The sequence below is a fragment of the Flavobacterium daejeonense DSM 17708 genome (genome assembly GCF_000425425.1).
Classification (GTDB): domain Bacteria; phylum Bacteroidota; class Bacteroidia; order Flavobacteriales; family Flavobacteriaceae; genus Flavobacterium; species Flavobacterium daejeonense.
The window spans coordinates 22,697-46,403 of the sequence record NZ_KE384375.1; the positions used below are offsets into that span (position 1 = coordinate 22,697).

Sequence of the window (23,707 nt, forward strand, 5' to 3'; positions counted from 1 at the left end):
TTTAGGTGTCAACTATTTATATAAACACTTCTGTAGTTTTCTATCACATGAAGAAGCTCAAGCGAACACAGAATACAAATTTTTAATCAGCATGTCTGAACAAATTAAATCACAAGAAGAGTTTTTAGCAAATTTTAACTGGCACAATTTCGAAGAAGGTATTGATGCAGTTGATGAGAAAAACTTACAAGAATTCGAAGAATTAGTATCTAAAACTTTCATTTCTACTGATCAGGAAGAAGTAGTAGAAGGAGTTGTTGTAAGAATTACTGATAGAGACGTAATCGTTGATATCAATGCTAAATCTGAAGGTGTTATCTCTTTAAACGAATTTCGTTACAACCCTAACTTAAAAGTTGGAGATAAAGTAGAAGTATTAATCGACATCCGTGAGGATAAAACAGGTCAATTAGTATTGTCTCACAGAAAAGCACGTACAATCAAATCATGGGATAGAGTTATCGCTGCTAATGAAACTGGAGAAATCGTTAATGGTTTCGTTAAATGCAGAACTAAAGGTGGTATGATCGTAGACGTATTCGGAATCGAAGCGTTCTTGCCAGGATCTCAAATTGATGTTAAACCAATTAGAGATTACGATGTTTACGTAAACAAAACTATGGAATTCAAAGTGGTAAAAATCAACCACGAATTCAAAAACGTTGTAGTATCTCACAAAGCGCTTATCGAAGCTGATATTGAAGTACAGAAAAAAGAAATCATCGGTCAATTACAAAAAGGACAAGTATTAGAAGGTGTTGTTAAAAACATTACTTCTTACGGTGTGTTTATTGACTTAGGAGGTGTTGACGGATTAATCCACATCACTGACTTATCTTGGTCAAGAATCAACCACCCATCTGAAGTTCTTGAATTAGATCAAAAATTAAACGTTGTAATTCTTGATTTCGATGATGAGAAAACAAGAATTCAATTAGGATTGAAACAATTAAACGCTCACCCATGGGATGCATTAGATGCTAACTTAACTGTAGGTGATAAAGTAAAAGGTAAAGTAGTTGTAATCGCTGATTACGGTGCATTTATCGAAGTTGCTGAAGGTGTTGAAGGTTTAATCCACGTTTCTGAAATGTCATGGTCTACTCACTTACGTTCTGCTCAGGATTTCGTAAAAGTAGGTGATGAAGTTGAAGCAGTTATTTTAACTCTTGACAGAGACGATCGTAAAATGTCTTTAGGTATCAAACAATTAACTCAGGATCCTTGGACTGATATCACTTCTAAATACCCGGTAGGTTCTAAACACACAGGTATCGTTAGAAACTTTACAAACTTTGGAATTTTCGTAGAATTAGAAGAAGGAATCGACGGATTAATCTATATCTCTGATTTATCTTGGACTAAGAAAATCAAACACCCATCTGAATTCGTAAACGTAGGTGAGAAATTAGATGTTATTGTATTAGAATTAGATGTTGAAGGACGTAAATTATCTTTAGGTCACAAACAAACTACTGCTAATCCTTGGGATAAATATGAAGAAGCTTTCGCTGTGGGAACTATCCACAACGGTGAAATTTCTGAAATCGTTGACAAAGGAGCTACTGTAGAATTTGGTGAAGATATCGTTGCTTTCATTCCTACTCGTCACTTAGAAAAAGAAGACGGAAAGAAATTGAAAAAAGGTGAATCTGCTGATTTCAAAGTAATTGAATTCAACAAAGAATTCAAAAGAGTAGTTGCTTCTCACACTGCTATCTTCCGTGAAGAAGAAGAGAAAAACGTGAAAGCTGCTTCTGAAAACACTGCTGCTGCTTCTACTAATGCACCTGCTGCAACTTTAGGAGATAACAATGATGTGTTAGCTGCTTTGAAAGCTAAAATGGAAAAATCTGAGAAAAAATAATTCTCTGTTTTTATAATTTTGAAAGCCCCGCAAATTGCGGGGCTTTTTTTTATGGTGTTTGTATGATGTATTTTGTCGATTTTTTTTGATATTCTTGATACTTTATTTCTTACATTAGCAATAAATTAGCTGAAGTGTCATCAAAAAAATCCAAGTATGATAGAAAAACTACTTTATTTTATTGAAAAATATTTTGTAACAGTATCGTTCTTTTTTTTAATTTTTTTATCCTCAAATAGTTACTCGCAATGTGCAGGAGAAGATGCTTCACTCACCATTTGTGCTGATGATTTAATAAAAGATAGTAGTAAGACTATCAATCTTTTTGACTTATTAGGGGGAACTCCTTCTCTCGATGGAGAGTGGATTGACAATTCGAAACCACTTGAAGTTGCAATTTTTGATGGGATTTTAAATGCACAATTACTACGTAATAGTGATGTTTACACCTATACTTATGTTCAGGATCCTTCTGTTTGTTCCGATAATGAAGCTACTGTTACGGTTAAAATAGGTCCTTATACCGGCGTTCCCAGTCCAAATGTTTCTGTTTGTGATGATGTAACTTCTTTTAATTTGTTTTTAGCTTTCGACGGAACTCAATTAGCTCCTCTACAAAACGGTACATGGACAGGTAATACTACTTCGGTTACTTTATCAGGGAATACAATTAATCCTAAGCTTTTGGGAGAAGGAAATTATTCTTATACTTATACAATTCCTGCTTTAGATAGTTGTCCGGAGCAATCAGCATCAATCTCTGTTTCTGTTTTTAGAAAACCTGTTCCAGGAGACCCTATGGATTTACTTCTTTGTAGCAACGTAAATTTGGCAGCTTATAATAATTTGAATTTAAATAATTTACTGGTTGGAGAAGATGCGGGTGGAAAATGGACAGAATTAACTGCTACAGGTCAAATCACAAGTTCTATTGATAATAAGGTTGATGTTCAGGCAATTTATAATAACTTCGGAGCCGGAGTTTACAGTTTTAGATATACGGTAACATCAAACAATCCAATTTGTACCGATTCATATACAGATGTAAAAATAATTATTGAAGACCCAATAGATTTTACAGGAAGTACCTTGATGGTAAACTCTGATATTTGTGAAGACCAAATCCCTGTAGCCACTTATTCAGCTACATTAACCAAAGGGCCACAGCCAGTGCCAAATGGGAATTATGATGTTGCTTACTCGATTAACAACGGAATTACAAATTATCCTTTTACTGTAAATGGAAATTTTACAAATGGAATTTTTAATTTTTCAATAGATAAAAGTTATTTACAAACAGTAGGAGATTACACTTTTACGATAACCAGTATCAAAAATACTTCTTATTATGGTGCTTGTACTAATACCTTAGGCAGCATTACAGATGTTTTGAGTATTAATCCTTTGCCAAGAATTAACAATGCAACAGTCGTTATAGATCCGGTTTGTAAAGGAATGGATGCTCAGGTTCAATTATCAGGAAATACTAATTTGACAGACGGAAATTACCGAATAACTTATAATTTATCCGGCGATAACACAGCGGCAAATCAACAATTGGATTTTACGGTTGCCAGTGGTGTGGCTAATTTTGCTATTCCGGCTAATTTAATTCCGAATGTAGGCGTAAATACAGTGTTTACCGTTACGAATATTGTAAACTTAACTACAGGTTGTAGCAATTCGGTAGCTTTGGCCAAATTAATTACAGTGAAGCCTTTACCAAATGTATCTGCGGCGGCTTTAAGTATCAATAATATTTGTTTAGGACAGACCGCTACGGTTCAACTTACAGGATTGGGAACGTTGGCTAATATCACGATTGATTATTCTTTAAGTGATTCAAATGTTGTAACTAATCAAAATGTTACGCTTAACGTTGCTTCAGGAAATACCAGTTTTATAATTCCGGCTTCAGCACTTGCTAATTCTGGAAATACCACGTTTACTTTAAATTCTGTTCTTGATAATGGGAACGGATGTAGTGTGGTGGCTTTGAATAAAACCAAAGCGTTTGTGGTAAATACAGTTCCGGTTACTCCGCCCGGAAGCAGTTTTGTTAGTTGTAAAAATGATTTGGCAAGCATTGCTAATTTGACGCCCAGCGGACCACAATACCAATGGTTTGATTCGGTTTCAAGTACTACTGTTTTAAATACTTCTACATTATTAGTTACGGGAACTTATTATGTAAAAGAAGTAAATGCAACCACCGGATGTGAATCCGGAAGAATAGCAGTAACGGTAACTATTAACGAATCAGATACTCCGGTTCTTGCTACAGACGGACAAAATTTCTGCGGATTAGACAATCCAACCATTCAGGATTTAAGTGATAAAACTACTGCCGATGATACTTTGGTTTGGTTTGATGCTGCTGAAAATGGTAATCAGTTAAACGCAAGTTCGCTTTTAACGAACGGAAAAACCTATTATGGATTTAATTTTTCCAATTCGACCAATTGTTACTCAGATGCTTTAGAGGTAACAGTGGTGCTTTCTAATTGCGAAGAAACTCCGGATTTCTTTATTCCGGACGGTTTTTCTCCTAATGGAGATACGGTGAATGATACTTTTAGAATTCCAACAATCGAATTTATTTACCCTGATTTTACTTTAGAAATATACAACCGCTACGGCAATTTGCTTTTCAAAGGAAATAAAAGTAAGCCGGCCTGGGATGGTAGAAATTCTGATTACAAAGTTGGTATAGACGGTATAGCACCAAACGGAGTTTATTTTTATGTGCTTCATTTGAACAAAGGAAATAAAAAACCAATTCAGGGAAGATTATACTTAAACCGCTAGAGGGATTCATTATTATTAAATAAGATTTCGAATGAAAAAAATAATATTCAGTATCAGTTTTTTATTGTTTTTACTAAAAGTAACGGCCCAGCAAGATCCGGAATATACGCATTATATGTATAATATGAATGTGGTCAATCCGGCTTATGCCACCGGAACGCAAGCCATGCTGGACTTAGGAATTTTGTATCGTTCGCAGTGGGCGGGAGCAGTTGGAGCTCCTAAAACGTTTAACTTTTTTGGGCACATACCATTGAATAAAAAAGTTGAAATGGGAGTTTCTATTATTTCTGATGACATTGGTGACGGAGCTAAAAAAGAAGATAATTTCTATGCTGATTTCGCCTATGTTTTGGATATGGGCAGTCGGGCTAAATTATCTTTGGGATTAAAAGCAGGATTCACCTCGTTTAAAACTAATTTTAACGGCTTTGTTTTTGAAAGTGGAGATGCTTCAACAGATGCCGCTTTTCAGGAAAATATAAATCATGTTTTTCCAAATATTGGTGCAGGAGCTTATTTCTTTACCGATAATTACTATTTAGGATTTTCGGCACCTAATTTACTTTCGTCCAAACACATCGAAGAACGTTCCGGAATTAATGCTTTTGGTTCCGAGAAAGTACATATGTTTTTCACCGGAGGTTATGTGTTTAATTTGTCGGATTCTTTTAAGCTGAAACCAGCTTTTATGAGCCGAATTGTTCCCGGTTCGGCAGCTTCTTTGGATGTTTCGGCTAATGTATTGTTTCATGAAAAATTTGAATTGGGAGCTTCTTACCGCATTGATGATTCGGTGAGTGCCTTGATGAATATCAAAGTTTCTCCAAGTATAAGTGTTGGTTACGCTTACGACTATACGACTTCAAATTTTGGACAATTCAATTCGGGAACACACGAAGTTTTTATGCTGTTTAATTTAGATTTATTAGGTAAAGGTTTTGATAAATCACCAAGATTCTTTTAATATGATAACGATGAAAAGAATATCTCTCATTTTAATTGTGTTGGCGTTTCAATTTGCAAAGGCACAAACTCAGGATTTACAAAGAGCCAAACGTTTATTTGACCGAACGTATTATAGCGAAGCGATTCCGTTGTATGAATCGATTATGGATAACAACCGCTCTTTTGAAGTTGTAAAAAATCTGTCGGACAGTTATTATTTTACCAATGATTATGCAAATGCACAAAGAAACTATCGCTTTTTAATCACCCGTTTTCCGGAAAATGTTGACGGAGATTATTATTTTAAATATGCACAAACTTTAAAAGCTTCGGGGAATTATGATGTAGCAAATAAAGTAATGCGCGAATATTTTTTGAAAACCAATAATCAAAAAGCAATTGAAAAGTTGGAAAAAGACAATTTGGTTTTAGAAAATATCTCGGCTTTAGGCAATCGTTACGATATTAAAAATATGCCTGTTAATACACCAAATTCAGAGTTTGGAGCGGTTCCGTACAAACAAAAATTAGTTTTTTCGGCTGTAAAAATAAAGCCTTATGCTTTTGAAAAAATGTACAAATGGAATAACGAAAGTTATTTGGATTTAATGGCGGTTTCGCTTAAAAACCCAAAACTGGATTCTATTAAAAAGTTTGCTGTCGAATTAGATTCTCCGTTACACGATGCGAATGCTGTTTTTACTAAAAACGGGAAAACAGTTTATTTTACCCGCAATAATTCTAACGACGGCGTGAGAGCTAAAAACGACCATAAAATTTCTACGCTTAAAATTTATAAAGCCGAATTGATTGATGGAAAATGGCGCAATATAACCGCTTTGCCGTTCAATAGCGATAATTATTCAGTAGAACATCCAGCTTTGGGTCCGGATGAAAAGACTCTATATTTCGCTTCTGATATGCCGGGTTCTTTAGGTTCTTTTGATATTTACAGTGTGACAATTTTAGGTTCGGATTATGGAACGCCTAAGAATTTAGGTCCAACAATTAACACTGATAAAAAAGAACAATTTCCGTTTGTTTCAAAAGAGAACAAATTATATTTTTCTTCCAATGGACATGAAGGCTACGGAATGTTGGATGTTTTTGTTTCTGAAATTAAAAATGGCGAATTTTCAACACCTTTGAATGTTGGTTTGCCAATTAATTCCGGTTATGACGATTTTTCTTTTGTAATCGATTCCGAAACCAAACACGGTTATTTTGCTTCGAACAGAAAAGGCGGAAAAGGCTCGGATGATATTTATGAAATCAACGAAATTCAGCCTTTGGTAGTAGAAAACTGTATGCAGTACATTGCCGGTATTATAACGGATATTGATACCAAACTTCCTTTGAGCAGTGCAAAAGTAATTTTGCAGGATGCTAATAAAAAACAAATTGAAACAGCATTGACAACTACTGACGGACGTTTTTCTTTTTCGGTTGATTGCGAAAAAAGTTATACCGTTTCGGTTTCAAAAGAGCAATATACCGAAGCTTCAAAATTCCTGAAGTTGTATAAAGACAGAAAGAAAGTCAATGATGCTTCGATGGCTTTAAAATCGAAAGAAGCGATTAAGAGAGAAGAATTAGCTGCCATAGAACAAAAGAAAAAAGAAGCGGCTTTGCTTGTTGCCAAACAAAAGAAAGAAGCCCAAATCCTTGCTGAAAAAGCTAAAGTTGAAAAAGAATTGGCTGCTAAAAAAGCCATTGCGGAAGCCGAAGCCAAGAAGAAGGAAAAGATGGAAACGATTGTGGCAGCTGAGAAAGATATTGTGAAAGACAAAGACCGATTGCTTATTAAAACCGATCCAATTTATTTTGATTATGACTTATGGTACATTCGTAAAGAATCGAAACCTATTTTGAATAAGGTAATTGATTTGATGAAAAAATATCCGGATATGGTGGTTGAGGTTGGTTCACACACCGATAATCGCGGAAATTTAAAATATAATCTGGAGCTTTCAACGAAAAGAGCCAATTCTACCCGCGATTATTTTATTAGTCAGGGAATTTCTGCCAAACGAATTTTTGCCAAAGGCTATGGCGAAACGGTACAAATCGTAAAATGTGAACCTAGCGAATCCTGCTCGGAAGAACAACATGAGTTAAACCGAAGAAGTGAATTTGTGATAAAGAATTTGTAAGCTTTACAAAGTTTTTGTTTTCCAAAAATAAATACGGGAAAGATAATAAAAGTGAGATGTTTTTAATGTCTCACTTTTTTTGTTTTTTTTAAAACCAAAGAATAACGATTGTCGTAAATGCTTTTATATAACTTAAAAAAAGTATCATTATGAAAGCTAGAAAAATTTTATCAGTAGCATTTTTTGCATTAGTATTCGGAGTAAACTCTTTTGCTCAAAAAACGGTAATGGTAGGCGATGCTCCAATGTATCCTACTAAAAACATTATTGAAAATGCGGTTAATTCTAAAGATCACACCACTTTAGTAGCTACTGTAAAAGCTGCCGGCTTAGTGGAAACGTTACAAGGAAAAGGACCGTTCACCGTTTTTGCCCCAACTAATGCTGCTTTTGACAAATTACCAAAAGGAACTGAGGAGACATTGTTAAAACCTGAAAATCTAAAAATGTTGCAAACTATCCTTACGTATCATGTGGTGGCAGGAAAAATGAATGCCTCTGATATCGCTAAAGCAATTAAGGCAGGAAAAGGTAAAGCGACATTAAAAACAGTTAGTGGCGGTACTTTAACTGCCTGGATGAAAGGAAAAAAAATATACATCACAGATGAAAAAGGAGGAATGTCTGAAGTTACGATTGCTGATGTTAATCAATCGAATGGTGTAATTCACGTAGTGGATACGGTTTTATTGCCAAAATCATAGTTGTTTGTTGGTTTTGTAATTTGTTACAAATGAAAAACCCATCCTGTTTTTTCTAGAACGGGATGGGTTTTGTTTTACGTATTTTTTTTGAAATATTATCTCAAAGTAGCTCCAAGTTCGGTTTCAAAATTCTTTTGCAGTTTGCTCATAATTTTGTCAATTTGAGCATCGGTAAGCGTTTTAGAATCGTCTTGTAAAATAAAACTCAAAGCATAAGATTTTTTACCTTCCGGAAGATTTTTTCCTTCGTAAACATCAAAAAGATTGATGTTTTTCAATAAGCTTTTCTCTGTTTGTCTGGCGATGCTATAAATACTGTCGTAACTCACATTTTGATCAAGCAATAAGGCTAAATCTCTTCTAACTTCCGGGTATTTATTAATTTCGGTGAATTTAATTTTGTTAGGAATTGATTTTATTACATTTTCCCAGTTGAAATCGGCAAAGAAAACTTCCTGTTTGATTCCGAAATGTTTTAGAATTGATTTTTTTACCACACCAAATTCTACCAAAACATTGTGCCCTGTTCCGATGGTAATCCCTTCAGAAAACACATCTGATTTTGCAGGTGAATTTAGTGTTTTTTGAATTCCTAATCTGGATAAAATTCCTTCAATATAACCTTTGAATAAAAAGAAATCGGAAGGTTTTTGAGGATTAGTCCAGTTTTCCTGATTTTTGTTCCCCGTTAAAAACAAACTTAAATGTTTGTGTTCTTCGTATCCTGAAAGGAATTTATGGTAGGTTTTACCAAATTCAAATAATTTTAAATCGGCATTTTTACGATTGATATTGTAAGCAATGGCTTCTAATCCTGAAAACAATAAAGATTGACGCATAGTTGCCAAATCGTTACTCAATGGATTCAACATCGTTACATTGTGTTCTTCTTTTAGCATTTCTGAAAGCTGAACATAAGAAGATGTTGTTAAGGAATTGGCCATCATTTCGTGGAATCCTTGTGAATTCAATTGGTTTCCAACGATGTTTTGCAACTTGTAATCTTCGTTTCTTGGGGCGTTAAATACAGTCGCGTTTAACTTATTCGAAAAATCAATTTTGTTATATCCATAGACTCTAAGGATTTCTTCAATAACATCAATTTCTCTTTGTACATCCACACGATAAGCCGGAATAGTCAAACCTAATCCTGCTTCTGAAACACTGTTTACTTTGATGTCTAAAGAAACTAAAATTTGTTTGATAGTATCTTTTGGGATTTTTTGTCCAATGATTTTAGTTACCTTATCAAAATTCAAAAACACTGAGAAATCTTCGATTTTCTTGGTGTTGATGTCAACAATTTCCGAAGTGATATTTCCGCCGGCTACTTCCTGAATTAATAAAGCGGCACGTTTTAAAGCATAAGCTGTAATGGATGGGTCAATTCCTCTTTCAAATCTAAAAGAAGCATCGGTACTGATTTGATGTCTTTTAGCTGTTTTTCTAACGCTAACCGGATTAAAATAAGCGCTTTCTAAGAAAATAGCAGTAGTGTGATTGCTTACTCCGGAATGTTGTCCGCCTAAAACTCCGGCAATACACAAAGATCCTTTTTCATCACAAATCATTAAGTCTTCTTCGTGTAAAGTTCTTTCTACTTCGTCCAGAGTAGTAAATTTAGTTCCGGCTTCCACTGTTTTTACATGGATTTTACCGTTGATTTTAGCAGCATCAAAAGCATGTAATGGTTGTCCTAAATCATGTAAAACATAATTCGTTACATCCACAATATTGTTTTTAGGATTGATTCCAATAGCTTTCAAACGGTCTTGTAACCAGGCCGGAGATGGTTTTACAGTAACTCCCGAAATAGTAACTCCGCAATAACGTGGAGCCAAAAGTGGTGCTTCGACATTGACATCAATTTTTAAAGTGCGCATATCCACTCTGAAATTACTCACAGATGGCGTAATCAATTCAACGCTAACTCCGTTTTGAAGTAAACCAGCTCTTAAATCACGGGCAGTCCCCAAGTGACTCATTGCATCGGCACGGTTTGGCGTTAAGCCAATTTCGAAAACTTCGTCATTTTCTATTTTGAAAACTTTAGCAGCTGGAGTTCCAGGAGCTAAATCGTTATCCAGGACCATAATTCCGTCATGACTTTCTCCAAGACCTAATTCGTCTTCGGCGCAAATCATTCCGTGACTTTCCTGTCCGCGGATTTTTCCTTTTTTTATGGTAAATGAATTTCCTTCTTTATCGTATAAAACGGTTCCAATAGTCGCTACAGGTACTTTTTGTCCTGCGGCAACATTGCTTGCACCACAAACAACTTGTATTGGTGCTCCATTTCCTAAATCAACGGTAGTTACTTTTAATTTGTCGGCATCGGGATGTTTTTCACATGTAAGTACATGGCCAACTACAATACCTTCTAATCCTCCTTTCACAGATTGATATTTTTCAACAACCTCTACTTCAAGTCCTAAATCAGTCAGTAAAGCTGCTGTTTGTTCTGAATTCCAATCGGTTTTAATGAATTGTTTTAACCAGTTGTAAGATATTTTCATTTGAATATTTTAATAAGGTTGCAAATATAAGGATTGTCAACCGAGCTTCAAAGGGATTAAACTTTGTTTTCTGTTTATTATTAATAATATTTTTTGCTGAAGTATAATTAATGTTTCGAAACAAAAGTCAGATGATTTCTTCAATGTGTTTTTTGATGTTTTCGGCAATTTTTGAAGTTGGTAAATCGTTGTCGTCATGTCCAAAAGGTTCTTCAATTTCTTCAGCAATTAATTCTAAACTTGCCAAGACATAGAAAATAAAAATAACCACAGGAATTACAAAATAACCGAGGTTAAAAACATAACCAAAAGGAAGTGTCATGACATAGAAGAAGATGAATTTTTTCAAAAAAGCACTATAAGAATAGGGGATAGGAGTATTTTTAATACGTTCGCAGGCGCCACAAATATCGGTTAAAGACTGGATTTCACTATTTAAAATAATCAGTTGGTCTCCTGTGATTTTTTGACTTTTGTACAGCTCATTTACCTTCAGAAATAACATTTTAGCTACCTGATTCGGGCGATGTGAATGGTGGTCGTACAATATAATATCTTCAGCGAGTTGTTTGGCTGTTTCTTCGTCTTTGAGATGTTTATTCAGGATAGAAGCGTAAACGGGAATAATTTTTCTAAAAAATGCCCGGTCTTTTTCGTCTTCAATGATAGCGTTTAGTTTAATGGCCAGATTTCGGCTGTTGTTTACCAATGCACCCCACATTTTTCGACCTTCCCACCAGCGATCATAAGCGGTGTTGGTTCTGAAAACAAGCAAAAGCGAAATCACAAATCCCAGCATTCCATGCATCATCGAAATGTTTTTTACATGGCTCTCATCCGGCAAATCCCAATATTCCAGTTCTAAATAAGCAACTGCTGTGGAGTAAATTCCAATTAAGATGATTAAAGGAAATAATTGTCGGAAAGTGTCGGCTTTGTGAAAACGAAAAATAAAAGTAAGCCAGTCTTTTGGGTTGTATGAAATCATCAGGGTTGTTTTTTTAGTCGAAAACTGTTTTTTTAGTTTGCAAAAGGAACGCTTTGGTAAGCACCTAAATCGGGCGGTAAAGTTCGGCTTTTTCCGTTAATGTCCAGTGGAATTAAATAAGCAGGATTTCCTTTTGCGAAAGCGGCAGAAGTATTGTTGATGTTGAGTTTGTTATTGGCAATGTCTAAAAATCGCGGATTTTGATTCAAAATAACATTGTTGTAATGACTGTTGTCTTTGAAATTGTATAAAGAACTGGAATTGTTGGATTCGGATTTTAATAAGCAATTGTTGAATTGGAATTCAAAAAGAGCAGCCTCATTTTTATCCAAAAACAATTCGTCAGCATAGGCTCCGTAAATAATGCAATTGTTAAAAGTGGCCTGGGTTAAATCTTTAGCTGTTGGCGTTTTGTTTGTTTTGTAATTGTTTAAAAGTAAAGCCTTTTGTTGCGAACCGTTCCAATAGTTGTTAATGGTGCAATGCGTAAATTGATAATTTCCGCCATAGATGCAGCCTAAAGTGGCTATTCCGGCAGTATTAATGACCAGATTTTCGCCGGTAATTTTGGCGTTTTGAGCTAAAATTCCATAGTTGGACGAATTGTAAATTTGGCTGTTTTTAATACTAATTGTGGTGTTGTCCTGACTGTCAATTCGTAAACCAATTGTTGCATTTTTTATCGTAAGATGATTGATGTTGTGATTAGTGCTTCCGTCACGAAGCCAAACCGTTGCCCATTGTCCGGGAATATTGGAGTAATCAGCTTCCAGGCGGTCGCTTTCAAAAATGATTTCGTTTTCTGATTGGCTCGTTTCAGAAACCGTTCCGTTACATTGCAAAGAAGCCGATTGCGGTACAATTAAACCGGAATTAGTATGAAAATAAACCCGTGCTCCGGCGTCAAAAACGACTGTTTTTCCTTCGGGAACGGTGGCGTAACCGTAAATTACATAAGCTTTTTGATTGGTAAAATGTAATTCGTTTCCATTAGTCGGGTCATTTTCATCTAAATAAAAACCATTAAATTCGGTATCGTCAAAAGTGACGGTTTCGGTAGTGTTATTGTTTACTCTTTTTGGGTATAAAAATACAGCATCTTTGACTAATGTGAGCAGTTTTACTTTTTGCAAATTATTACCGTTGTCAAATTCAATTTCGTCGGTATATAAAAAATCATCCGGATTGGCATCAGCGATGGTCGGCGTAGTTTCGATAAAAATATAAAGACTGTCTTTGGCTAATAAAACGACGTCTGAGAAAATTTTGTTGTTTTGTCCCTGCATGCCATCAACGGTTATGCGGTATTTCGAAGCAAGTCCTTTGCCTAATTTTATGGTTGGAATACTAATATCTTTCTTGCTGTGGTTGTACACTTTTAAAAGATAAGTACTCGAACTAATTGTTGAAAAAACAGTGTCTAAAAAAACGGTATCTCTCGAAAAAACTAATTTCCCGTTGCTGGGAACAGTCGAAAAATCTGTTCGGCAGGAACAAATAGTAAGGAGAATTCCGAAAATAAAAAGTAGCGAAAAAGGACGCATGTGTTTTGTTTTTTTGTAAAAATAGAAAAAAACTCATTCGTTGACACTTTATTTAATCGGTTTGAAGTGAATATAGCAGCTATTTTCGAGCGGAATATTTATTCTTTTCTTTATTTTTACAAGCAATTAAATTAAAAGCATGACATTCGATAAAGAAAAAATTCTGGAATACTGTAATCGTATTTCAAAAAATACCTTAATGGAAACCTTAAATATTCAATATGTAGATGCAGGTGAAGGTTTTTTAACTGCTACAATGCCTGTTAATCCGAGTGTTCATCAACCGATGGGGCTGTTGCACGGAGGTGCTACAGTAGCTTTAGCCGAGAGTGTAGGAAGCGCAGCCTCTTTTATTTTTATTAATCCAGAAGTAAGCGAAGTGCGCGGAATAGAAATTTCGGCCAATCATTTAAAATCCAAAAGAGAAGGAATGGTTACGGCCACGGCTAAAATTATTCATCAGGGTGCCAGCATTCATTTGTGGGAAATAAAGGTTGTGGATGAAAGGAATAATTTGGTTTCCTTGTGCAAACTCACCAATATGGTTTTGCCTAAAAGAAAGAAAACACACTAAACACTATACAACTAACTTTTAATAAAACAATATATGATTGATTTTTTTATAAAAGTGAAGCAGCAGGAAGCCCAAAAACTTCCTTTTGTGATTTACAGTAAACCTTACAAAACAGAAGTGAGAGGTTTTTTTCAAAAAAATGATCATTTGTATTTTGCCGAAACCTTAGATGAAACCGGTTTTGTCTTTGCTCCTTTTGATGGCAATCAGATGATATTGATTCCAAAAAATCAGTCGGTAATTTGGGAATCAGATATTGTTACATTTGATGAAAATCATTCGCATATTTACGTTTCAGAGGAATATATTGAGGAGAAATCTCATTTTGAAAATTTGATTCAAAAAGCAATTACAACGATTAAAAATGGCGAATTGACTAAGGTGGTGCTTTCCCGAAAAGAAATTCTGGAGGTTCCGGATTTTGACTTGGTTACTGTTTTTACCAAATTAATTCAACGTTTTCCAACGGCATTTTGCTATTGCTGGTACCATCCAAAAATAGGTTTGTGGATGGGAGCCACGCCGGAGCGTTTGTTAAAAGCGAGTAAGAAAAAGTTTTGTACGATGGCCTTAGCCGGAACACAAAATTTTGAAGGAAAAACCGATGTGATTTGGGAACAAAAAGAAGTCGAAGAACAACAATATGTCACCGATTATATTTTGGAAAATCTCAAGGGCTTAACTTCTGAGGTGGCAATTTCCAGTCCGTACACTGTGCAGGCGGGAAATGTGTTGCATATTAAAACCGATATTGAAGGGGTTATTAATAAAGAATCCAGGTTAAATCAGGTGGTTTCGGTTTTGCATCCTACACCTGCCATTTGTGGTTTACCGAAAGAAGCGGCAAAGGCATTTATTTTGGAAAATGAAGATTACAATCGGGAATATTATACGGGATTTTTAGGCGAATTGAATAAAAAAGATTTTGCCGAGAAAAAACAAAAATCCGACTTGTATGTGAATTTGCGTTGTATGCAAATTAAGTCCAGGCAGGCACATTTGTACATCGGATGCGGAATTACCAAAGAAAGTATTCCGGAGAAAGAATGGAGTGAAAGTGTGAATAAATCGATGACGATGAAAAGTGTGCTTTGAAGTTAGAAGACAGAAAACAGAAAGCAGAAAAAAGAGAAAAGAGAAACAAAATAATGAAATTAGATATATTAGCGTTTGGAGCGCATCCGGATGATGTAGAATTAGGATGTGCGGGGACTATTTTAAAAGAAGTTTCTTTAGGGAAAAAAGTTGGAATTATTGATTTGACCCGTGGCGAATTAGGAACCCGCGGATCAGCTGAAATCAGAGATGAGGAAGCAGCCGCAGCGGCTAAAATATTAGGCGTTTCGGTAAGGGAAAATTTGAATATGCGGGATGGTTTTTTTATGAATGATGAAAAACACCAACTGGAAATCATCAAAATGATTCGTAAATATCAGCCTGAAATTGTGTTGTGCAACGCTATTGACGATCGTCACATTGATCACGGAAAAGGAAGCAAGTTAGTTTCCGATGCCTGTTTTTTATCCGGATTGATGAAAATAGAAACGGAGTCAGGAGGGGAGTCTCAAAAAGCCTGGCGTCCCAAAGTGGTGTACCATTATATTCAGTGGAAAAATATCGAACCTGATTTTGTAGTGGACATCACCGGATTCACCGAAAAAAAAATAGAAGCTATTTTGGCTTATCGTTCACAATTTTATGACCCGAATTCTAATGAACCGGAGTCGCCAATTACCTCCAAAAACTTTTTTGAGAGCTTAAATTATCGTTCCAGAGACCTTGGGCGCTTGGTAGGTTTGGAATTTGCGGAAGGATTTACCGTTGAAAGATTATTGGCGGTCAATAGTTTAGCAGATTTGCGATAATTTTTTTTAATTTTTATTAAAAAAATGTTTGGAGAACTCGATTTCTGTTGTATCTTTGCCACCGCAAACAAGCAAACAATAAATGGTGGTTGTAGCTCAGCTGGTTAGAGCATCGGTTTGTGGTGCCGAGGGTCGTGGGTTCGAACCCCATCATCCACCCAAAAATCAAAAGCCTCTTCGAAAGAAGAGGCTTTTTTTGTGCTTTATAATTCTGTTTTTTATTTCCAACTCGTTTGAATTTCGTTTAGCATAGTTTGCGAACCTCCATTATAAAAAATTCCAAAACCGCCCCAAATTGAAGGTTTGATAAGAGCACTAAGAATTGTTTCCTGTTGATTGTTTGCAGTAAGTGAATCTGTCGGTTTGTTGCTCAAAGCTGCTGTCAAATGATTGTTTTTTACTTCCAGACTGATATTGCAGCGACCGTTAAAAGCGTGGGTAGTTACGGCATTGCTGATTTCGCTTGAAATTCCGTTTTGGTATTCCAATAAAATACAATCTACAGCATCATGGTGTTTAGTGGTTCGGATAAGGCGTAAAGCATAGCCTGAATTAGTTTTGGCATCCCATTTAATGAGGATGTCCATGTACATATGTGCAACACTAAATCCCTGACCGGCAGTTTTAAATGGAGTTAGCTGAAGATTAAATGTTATGTCGGTGTAATTTCCTTTTACGGGAGTGTAGAGCAGGCGGGCACTTCGGCCTGTAGGTAAAAGGCCAAACTGGTTGGCAGCACCATCAAATCCTTCGCCAAAATACCAGGCGTCTTTTAGGTTTGAATTATTGATATCTTCTTTGTCAAAAGGAGAAAAAGTCCAGAATCCGGGAATAATTTCCAATTGATCTTTGGTTGAACTGTTTTTGAAATTAGTTATCAGGGTATTTTTGTTTGCTGTAATTTCTTTGGCTGAAATAGCTTTTTGAGTCACTATTTTTATAGTTTTTCCGGCATCACTACGATTGTTTTTTGGGGCAAGCGTCGCCATAATGTAATAAGACGAATCGGCGATGGTTAAGGGATATTCTGTTAAAGGGATATTATCTCTTGAAACCGCAATTTCAATCGGATTTCCGCCTTTGTTATCGGTGCATCGGTAGTAGTTTATGATTGTTTGGTCTTTGAAATCGGTATTTATTTTATACTGAACGTTAAGAATTCCGTTGTTGATTTTTGCAAAATGAGGAGCTTCTGTAAAAACCGGACTTTCTAATTTTGGCGGACTAATTTTAATTACTACAGCCGCTTCTAAGCCTGATGCGGTTTTGGCTGTAATGATAACATTTCTGGAGTCTCCGTTTAAAAGATTCGGAATGATTTCGCACTCATTGCTGTTTGCAGAAGGTTTTAATTCAATAATAGCTTTGTCCTGAGCGGCTACTGACCAGTTTATTTTTTCGGGTTGTACTTCATAATTTCCAAAACGAAAGGCTGAGGCTTTTAACAAAGCTTTGTCTTTTTGGGTTTCTAAAGTTTTTAGAGAGGTTTCAATTAATAATTGTGTGGGTAAAAAACGGAATTTTTGCTGTTGTTCTTTTTCAGCGGCTAAAACGATATTTTTGATATTCATCGGATCCCAATCGTCATTTCCGGCTAAAAGATTGTAGGTGTTGTAAATAGTTTTTCCTTTAAAATTGAACCGATAAGCATTTAAAACTTCCAAATTGCTCATATCGATAGTCGATTCGGGATTTTTGTTTTCAATTAACACAGGATTGTTATTTAAACTAACCCAATATTGATAATTGCGGGTTGTGAGTGGTAGATTATCATTCCAGCCCAAATAAATCGGATTTTCGCCAGTGAATTTTGTATCTATAACTGCCAGTTGTCCATTTGCTTTAGTGAAAAATTGATTCCCTTTGGTAAAGGAATGTATTTTACAATTTAAAAAAGCAGCACCAGTACCTTTTGTCCAATAAAATGGTTTGGAATTGTAAAAGTCTAAGGTAGAATTGAGATAAACAGCTGTTCCGCAAAGCGCATCATCAGTTGATTCAAAGTGGCAGCGGTCAAAAAGAACCCTTTTGCCTCCCGTAAAAGGACAAAGATTCAGCCGGCTGATAAATCGGCAGTTCCTGGCCAGAATTTTGTCGCCATCGCAATGGATGAGCTGTGCCTGTACAATTGCCGTTGCTCTTTTTACTCTGTTAAGTTCAGGTTTTAAAGGAAAGTTTAAATCTACATTACAATAATTTCCAAAAGTGATATTTTCGGCATTAGTTCCTTCGCCAGATATTTTAAAAAGCGTAAAATTACCCACAGCGCCTATAGTTTGCCCGCGATTAGCCGCAATGACTACGTTTTCGGGATTGTTGGTTAAACCAAAAAAGCGCAACCAATCGCATTTAATATTTAAGGCATAAGGTACAGTTCCATTTCCTTCCGGTTTTCTAATTTCGGGGTCATCAGGATTGTCAATCCAATAGACATTTGGAGCAATGTACAAACTCATAGGTGCTGTTTCCGTTCCGTTGCTAAGTTGTTTTACCGCATCATTGATAGAGTTAAATACATAAGGATATTTAGCAAGTTGTTCTTTACTGAATTGAGCATCTATAAAAAAGGCTTTTGGTCCTAATGTGATGGTTTTTCCCTGATAACTGATGGTTTTCCCTGTAAAAGTAATTGGATTTTTTGGATCTAAAGATTGATAGGACGATTTTGTTTGTGCATTTAAAAAAAAGGCAATTAATAAAAACAGACTGCAAAAAAGTGGTTTATTCATAATCAACGGTTTGGTTGATAGTAAATATACAGTAATTTTTGTAAAATATTTGAGGTAGAAAATGGAAGAGAAAGAAAAAGTCCCACCGAAGCGGGACTAAAGATTTTCATCTACGGCATATAGCCTTATTGTGATAAGATTAAAGATTTTTTGTAAAAAAAATATGAAATAAAATACTTTTTCAGTAGTTTTATGACCTAGGTTTTTTATTTATAAACAACGAACCTCCAAATAAATTGGAGGCTCTAATTAGGTCACCTTTCGGTTCAATCCCACGGTTCACTTGAAAAACAAGGACCTTATTGTGATTTGATTAGGGCAAATGTAATCAATTAATTGAAAAAAAAATAAAAATGAGTAAAATAAAACTTGGTTTAGATTTAGGTACGAATAGCATTGGTTGGACTGTTTTAGAAAAGACAAATGGAGTTTATGATTTTTTAAAGATTGAAGATGAAAAAGGAGATTTAATTCCGTCAAAAGGGAGTTACATTTTTTCTAAAAGTGTTGATGCTAATGAAAATTCAAAAGCTTCTGAACGAAGAGGTTTTAGAGGTGCAAGACGTAGAATTGATAGAATTAGATTAAGAAAAATTGCAACCTTGAAAGTACTTGAGGAGTTCAGTTTGTGTCCAAAATTTGAAGTTGGTGAATTAAATCGATGGAAAAATAAGAAAATTTATCCATGCGAAAATGTTGATTTTATTGATTGGCAACGAACAGGAAAAAAGAATGGTAATAGTCAAACAGAGAAATTAAAGCAACCTTATTATTTGAGGTATTTAGCAGCTACAACATCTGGAATGATGGAAACAGTAGAAGGCAGATTACAACTTGGAAGAGCTTTTTATCATTTATCTCAAAGAAGAGGTTATTTATCTAATTCAGAAGAAGAACAATCAGATGATAAAATTGATTTGTTTAAAACAGATGTAAAAAAACTACTTGAAAATTGTAGTGGTTCTGGTGATTTTAAAGAGCCGTATGAAGTTATTTTTAATTTATATAAATCAGATGATAAAGTTAAAAGACTGAATTCAAAAATAGCGAAAGTATTAAAAATTGAGCAACTAATAGAAAACATAAAATCTTTTATTAAAACTGAGTTTGATAAACCAGAAAATTTAGGAAAAGTAATGGCTGGGATTGGAGAACTTTCTAAGGAAATGAAAGGTTTTCCAACGATGGGATGTTATTTTTATTCAATTTATAATACTGTAAATAAAAATTCGGGATTGATCAATAGGATAAGAGGTAGATATACACATAGAGAAGAACATTACGAAGCTGAATTTAATTATATCTGTAAAATTCAAAATATTGCAGGTGAGTTGAAAGATAAATTGCATAATGCCATTTTTTATCAACGACCATTAAAAAGTCAAAAAGGATTAGTTGCAAAATGTACACTAGAACCTAAACGAAAAAGAATTGCATTATCTCATCCATTATTTGAGGAATTCAGAATGTGGGAATCTATAAATAGGATTAAAATAAAAAGAGAATTTGAAGATAGATTAGATTTTTTAAATTATGGAGAGAAAGAACTTATCAAAAACGAGTTTTTACAGATTACTGATTTTGAGTTTAATAAAATCGCAAATAAATTAAGTAATGGCCTTCCGTATAATTATATCAAGCGACCAGAAGAAGTTTATATTAAGGGAAAGTTCGATAAAGAGTTTGAAACAAAAGCAGTTATTAGTTTCAATTTTCCAATGGATAAGAAGTTTTCTGCTTGTCCAACAACTTCATCTTTGAAGAAAATAATTGGTAATGAGAATTACAATGCTATGCAACTTTTAAATTCTGGTTATAAAGATGAAAAAGGAAAGAAACAGTTAAGTATTGAAGATGTTTGGCATTGTTTACAGTTAGATTCTTTTGGTTCAAAAGACAAGAAAACTGTTAGACAAGAATTTGCAAAAAAGCATTTACTACTTGATGAAAAAGGAATTGAAAACTTTGTAAAATTAAAGTTAGTAAAAGGATATGGCAGTTTAAGTAAATCAGCCATCAAAAAAATAATTCCGTTTTTAGAAAAAGGAGAAATTTATACAAATGCAGTTTTCCTGGCTAATGTTACTGAAGTTTTAGGGCGTAAAATTTCAGATAACGAACAAAAGCAAATAGGAGAAATAATTAAAGTTGCATTAGAGAATTTTAGGTTAGAAAAACAAAATAAAGGAATTGTAAATAATTATATCAGTAAATTTAAATCAGACAAAGAGAATTCTTTGGGTAATAATCAATTTAGTATTGAAGTACATAAAAAAGAGTTAGATTATGAAATTGCTAATTGGATTGGCGAAATTCAATTGGCAGCGATGAAAAAAGAAGAAGTTTTAGAAATTACTGAAACTTGTTGGGAATTGTTTTATGAAGTTGCGTGTGATAGATTACCAAAAGATGTAAACTATCAATCAACTAAAACGATTCCTGAATTCATTTACGAAGGATTACATATATTTTTTCCTGATGACAAAATTGACGTTTCAAAATTATATCATCCTTCAGCAATTGAGGCATACCCTAAAGCGGATAAAAACCTTGGTAATCCAGAAATTACATCAATAAAAAATCCTGTTTTTGATAGAGCAATGCACCAAGTAAAAAGATTGTGTAATGAATTAATCAGAAAAGGATTGGTTGATAAAGAAACTGAAGTTAATCTTGAAGTAGCAGGAGAAATCAATAGTGCAAGTTATAGAAGAGCATTATCTCAATGGCAAAAAGAGCAAGAAGAAATAAGAACTTGGGCAAAAGAAAAAATTATTGATTGTTACACAAAAGAATTTAGCGATAATAAAATACCTACCGAAACGGAAATTTCAAAGTTTATTTTATATAGTGAACAAAACGGAAGATGTTTATATACCTCTGAAACAATAACTCCAAGAAATTTCTTGAACAAACAAACCATCTATGATATTGAGCATACAATTCCCAGAAGTAAAAACAATGACAATTCTTTAAAAAATAAAACATTAGCTAGTTATGATTTTAATAGAAATTATAAAAAAGCTATTCTGCCCGGTTTACTAAATGTAAATTTCAATGGAAATCAGATTAACAAAGAAATTATTTTACTTAATAGAGATAAGCATTTAAAATCGTATTCATTTGTAGGTAAAAAACCTAATATGAATATTGTGTGGAATGTTTCATTGAGTGATTTAAAATTTGAATACAAAAAATTCAAAAATGCAGCAAAAGCAATTACAGATGCAACGGCTCATGACGAAGTGATGACAAAAGCTCATTACACAAAAATGAAATTAGATTATTTGCGTGAAAAATATAGAAATTTTGAAATAGAAGAAATAAATAATCAATTTACAAATGCCAATCTAGTTGACACTCGAATAATTACAAAATATGCACGAGCTTATTTGAATTCATACTTCAACAAGGTGAATGTTGTTAATGGAAAGATAACAGATACTTTACGAAAAATTTGGGGTTTGCAAGGAGATGAAGATGTAAAAGATAGAAGTAATCATATCCATCATTGCATTGATGCAATTGTTGTTGCTTGTGTAGAAAAAGGAACAGCAAATAGGGGTTCTGAGTTATATCACAAATATGAAAATGATTATTTCAGAGGTAATTCTAACCCAAGAATTAGTGCAAAAGAACCGATGGAAAACTTTGTAGTGCGAATGAAAAATTTGCACAAAGAAGTTTTGGTTTTCCATAAACAAACTGATAGAATAAAACCATTATTAATAAAAGCTCAAAAAGAAAATGCTAAAAAATTAAACTTAAGAGGAAGACTCAATAGCCAAAATCCTTATGCACATATTAAGAAAGATGGTGAGTTGATTTTTGCACAAAGAGAAAAGATAGCAAATTTAACAGTTAAAGACGTTGAAGAAAATATAATTGATGAAGGCATCAAAAAGCGTATTTTAAATTTTGCAAAAGAAGTTGGTTTAGAAGCATTTGTTAAAGAAAGTAATAAAACGGGTTATATGATTCTTCCAAAATATTATGATGATGAAAAAGGTAAAGATATTAGTGAAATGATAATTAAAAGATTGAGATTAAAATCGTCAAAATCGAACCTTAAAGATTATAAAGAGATTAGAAAATTGGACAGAAATCAGGCTAAAGATAAAGATGGTAAGTTGAAATTTGGTCATAAATTTGACTTTTATTTTAATAAGGATTCATACACTAATTATGAAGCAAGAATCTATGGAGATTTAATACCAAATGAAAAAGGGAAGTTTATAAACAGAGAATATAAAGTTATTAATCATCATAATATTGTTAAGAATATTTTTGAAAAAGAGGAAAGCAGTTCAATTTTACAATTACACCAAGACGATATGTTTTTAGTTTTTAATATTAATCCAAATGATGAAATTGATTGGAAAAATATTCAAGATTTACAAAATAGATTGTTTAAAATAGTAAAGTTCGATGAAAACGGAATTATTGTTTTAGTAAGACATAATTTTGCTGGAGGAAATGTTGGCTATGCTTCACCAATTAAATCAGAAAACGATTTGACTGACATTTCGCAAGTAGTTTTAAGAAGAAGTCCGTCAACTTTAAGAATAATTCCTGCTAAATTAAATGCGTTAGGTAAATTAGACATCAACTATAGTAAAGATTTTTTAACTTCTCGAAGCCATTAATAAATGTTCAAATTAGATAAAAGATTAAATAAATTATGAATCAATCAAAATTAACAAAAGATCAAATAGAAAAAAATCAAGCAAAATTAGATAGGGCTTCAAAAAGTGGTTATGCTAAAAAGCAAACTAGAGAGGAAATATTGTTAGAATTTAAAAAGAGATTAGGTTTTGTGTAGTTTTGTTTAAAAGTTCATTGACATAAGATTTTCAAAGTCTTAAACATCTCAAACCACAACGGAAAATCTTATGATTTTTTATGAACAGATTTTCCGTTGTGGTTTGATTAAAGATTAGAAAACACGATATTACTAGACAAAGACCATCCAAATTATGAACCGTTGTGGTTTGATTAAAGATTAGAAAAC

14 protein-coding genes and 1 tRNA gene are annotated in these 23,707 nt (G+C 34.0%); 11 read left to right on the forward strand and 4 right to left on the reverse strand.

Annotated features, from left to right (window positions below; translation table 11 throughout):
- Positions 1–91: 91 nt before the first annotated feature.
- From rpsA to H599_RS0118615, 5 genes are all read left to right on the forward strand, one after another.
- Positions 92–1,867 carry a 30S ribosomal protein S1 gene (gene rpsA, locus H599_RS0118595; RefSeq protein ID WP_026715490.1) on the forward strand — a complete coding sequence of 592 codons (1,776 nt, stop codon included), beginning with the start codon at positions 92–94 and terminating at the stop codon, positions 1,865–1,867.
- A gap of 156 nt (positions 1,868–2,023) precedes the next feature.
- The gene (locus H599_RS0118600; RefSeq protein WP_026715491.1) at positions 2,024–4,675 is read left to right on the forward strand and encodes a gliding motility-associated C-terminal domain-containing protein; all 2,652 of its coding nucleotides are present in this window, start codon (positions 2,024–2,026) and stop codon (positions 4,673–4,675) included.
- 31 nt (positions 4,676–4,706) lie between these two features.
- Entirely contained in the window at positions 4,707–5,642 is a 936-nt protein-coding gene (locus H599_RS0118605) for a PorP/SprF family type IX secretion system membrane protein (RefSeq protein ID WP_026715492.1), read from the forward strand.
- A 10-nt stretch (positions 5,643–5,652) separates the two neighbouring features.
- Positions 5,653–7,776: an OmpA family protein gene (locus tag H599_RS0118610; RefSeq protein WP_026715493.1), complete on the forward strand. Its 2,124-nt coding sequence runs from the start codon at positions 5,653–5,655 to the stop codon at positions 7,774–7,776.
- 149 nt (positions 7,777–7,925) lie between these two features.
- Entirely contained in the window at positions 7,926–8,480 is a 555-nt protein-coding gene (locus H599_RS0118615) for a fasciclin domain-containing protein (RefSeq protein ID WP_026715494.1), read from the forward strand.
- A 95-nt stretch (positions 8,481–8,575) separates the two neighbouring features.
- Here the strand turns inward: H599_RS0118615 and pheT are convergent, their stop codons facing one another.
- The 3 genes from pheT to H599_RS0118630 form a co-directional block, all read right to left on the reverse strand.
- The gene (pheT, locus tag H599_RS0118620; protein WP_026715495.1) at positions 8,576–10,996 is read right to left on the reverse strand and encodes a phenylalanine--tRNA ligase subunit beta; all 2,421 of its coding nucleotides are present in this window, start codon (positions 10,994–10,996) and stop codon (positions 8,576–8,578) included.
- Between the two features lie 127 nt (positions 10,997–11,123).
- On the reverse strand, positions 11,124–11,984 hold the full coding sequence (locus H599_RS0118625) for a bestrophin family protein (protein ID WP_026715496.1): 861 nt from the start codon (positions 11,982–11,984) through the stop codon (positions 11,124–11,126).
- A gap of 32 nt (positions 11,985–12,016) precedes the next feature.
- The gene (locus tag H599_RS0118630) at positions 12,017–13,528 is read right to left on the reverse strand and encodes a hypothetical protein (protein ID WP_026715497.1); all 1,512 of its coding nucleotides are present in this window, start codon (positions 13,526–13,528) and stop codon (positions 12,017–12,019) included.
- Positions 13,529–13,667: 139 nt separating this feature from the next.
- Between H599_RS0118630 and H599_RS0118635 the strand changes: the two genes are divergently transcribed.
- From H599_RS0118635 to H599_RS0118650, 4 genes are all read left to right on the forward strand, one after another.
- Complete coding sequence (locus H599_RS0118635) at positions 13,668–14,102, forward strand: PaaI family thioesterase (protein WP_026715498.1); 435 nt, start codon at positions 13,668–13,670, stop codon at positions 14,100–14,102.
- A gap of 33 nt (positions 14,103–14,135) precedes the next feature.
- Positions 14,136–15,197, forward strand: coding sequence for an isochorismate synthase (locus tag H599_RS0118640; RefSeq protein WP_026715499.1), 1,062 nt, complete (start codon positions 14,136–14,138; stop codon positions 15,195–15,197).
- Between the two features lie 53 nt (positions 15,198–15,250).
- Positions 15,251–15,967, forward strand: a complete 717-nt coding sequence (gene bshB1, locus H599_RS0118645) for a bacillithiol biosynthesis deacetylase BshB1 (protein WP_026715500.1) — start codon at positions 15,251–15,253, stop codon at positions 15,965–15,967.
- Between the two features lie 85 nt (positions 15,968–16,052).
- A tRNA-His gene (locus H599_RS0118650) sits at positions 16,053–16,126 on the forward strand.
- Positions 16,127–16,185: 59 nt separating this feature from the next.
- On the opposite strand, the gene H599_RS0118655 is transcribed toward H599_RS0118650, so the two are convergent.
- Entirely contained in the window at positions 16,186–18,696 is a 2,511-nt protein-coding gene (locus H599_RS0118655; RefSeq protein WP_035141974.1) for a PemB family protein, read from the reverse strand.
- Positions 18,697–19,049: 353 nt separating this feature from the next.
- Here H599_RS0118655 and cas9 point away from each other — a divergent pair, with 353 nt between their 5' ends.
- Positions 19,050–23,342 carry a type II CRISPR RNA-guided endonuclease Cas9 gene (gene cas9, locus H599_RS0118660; protein ID WP_026715502.1) on the forward strand — a complete coding sequence of 1,431 codons (4,293 nt, stop codon included), beginning with the start codon at positions 19,050–19,052 and terminating at the stop codon, positions 23,340–23,342.
- 35 nt (positions 23,343–23,377) lie between these two features.
- A complete protein-coding gene (locus H599_RS20870) occupies positions 23,378–23,518 on the forward strand; it encodes a hypothetical protein (protein ID WP_155960836.1) in 141 nt (46 codons plus the stop codon).
- Positions 23,519–23,707: the final 189 nt, after the last annotated feature.

Coding starts and splice junctions, on each gene's coding strand:
- cas9 (WP_026715502.1), top strand. CDS start 19,050: ATGAGTAAAATAAAACTTGGTTTAGATTTAGGTACGAATAGCATTGGT.
- H599_RS0118640 (WP_026715499.1), top strand. CDS start 14,136: ATGATTGATTTTTTTATAAAAGTGAAGCAGCAGGAAGCCCAAAAACTT.
- H599_RS0118625 (WP_026715496.1), bottom strand. CDS start 11,984: ATGATTTCATACAACCCAAAAGACTGGCTTACTTTTATTTTTCGTTTT.
- H599_RS0118605 (WP_026715492.1), top strand. CDS start 4,707: ATGAAAAAAATAATATTCAGTATCAGTTTTTTATTGTTTTTACTAAAA.
- H599_RS0118600 (WP_026715491.1), top strand. CDS start 2,024: ATGATAGAAAAACTACTTTATTTTATTGAAAAATATTTTGTAACAGTA.
- pheT (WP_026715495.1), bottom strand. CDS start 10,996: ATGAAAATATCTTACAACTGGTTAAAACAATTCATTAAAACCGATTGG.
- rpsA (WP_026715490.1), top strand. CDS start 92: ATGTCTGAACAAATTAAATCACAAGAAGAGTTTTTAGCAAATTTTAAC.
- H599_RS0118610 (WP_026715493.1), top strand. CDS start 5,653: ATGAAAAGAATATCTCTCATTTTAATTGTGTTGGCGTTTCAATTTGCA.
- bshB1 (WP_026715500.1), top strand. CDS start 15,251: ATGAAATTAGATATATTAGCGTTTGGAGCGCATCCGGATGATGTAGAA.
- H599_RS0118630 (WP_026715497.1), bottom strand. CDS start 13,528: ATGCGTCCTTTTTCGCTACTTTTTATTTTCGGAATTCTCCTTACTATT.
- H599_RS20870 (WP_155960836.1), top strand. CDS start 23,378: ATGAATCAATCAAAATTAACAAAAGATCAAATAGAAAAAAATCAAGCA.
- H599_RS0118655 (WP_035141974.1), bottom strand. CDS start 18,696: ATGAATAAACCACTTTTTTGCAGTCTGTTTTTATTAATTGCCTTTTTT.
- H599_RS0118615 (WP_026715494.1), top strand. CDS start 7,926: ATGAAAGCTAGAAAAATTTTATCAGTAGCATTTTTTGCATTAGTATTC.
- H599_RS0118635 (WP_026715498.1), top strand. CDS start 13,668: ATGACATTCGATAAAGAAAAAATTCTGGAATACTGTAATCGTATTTCA.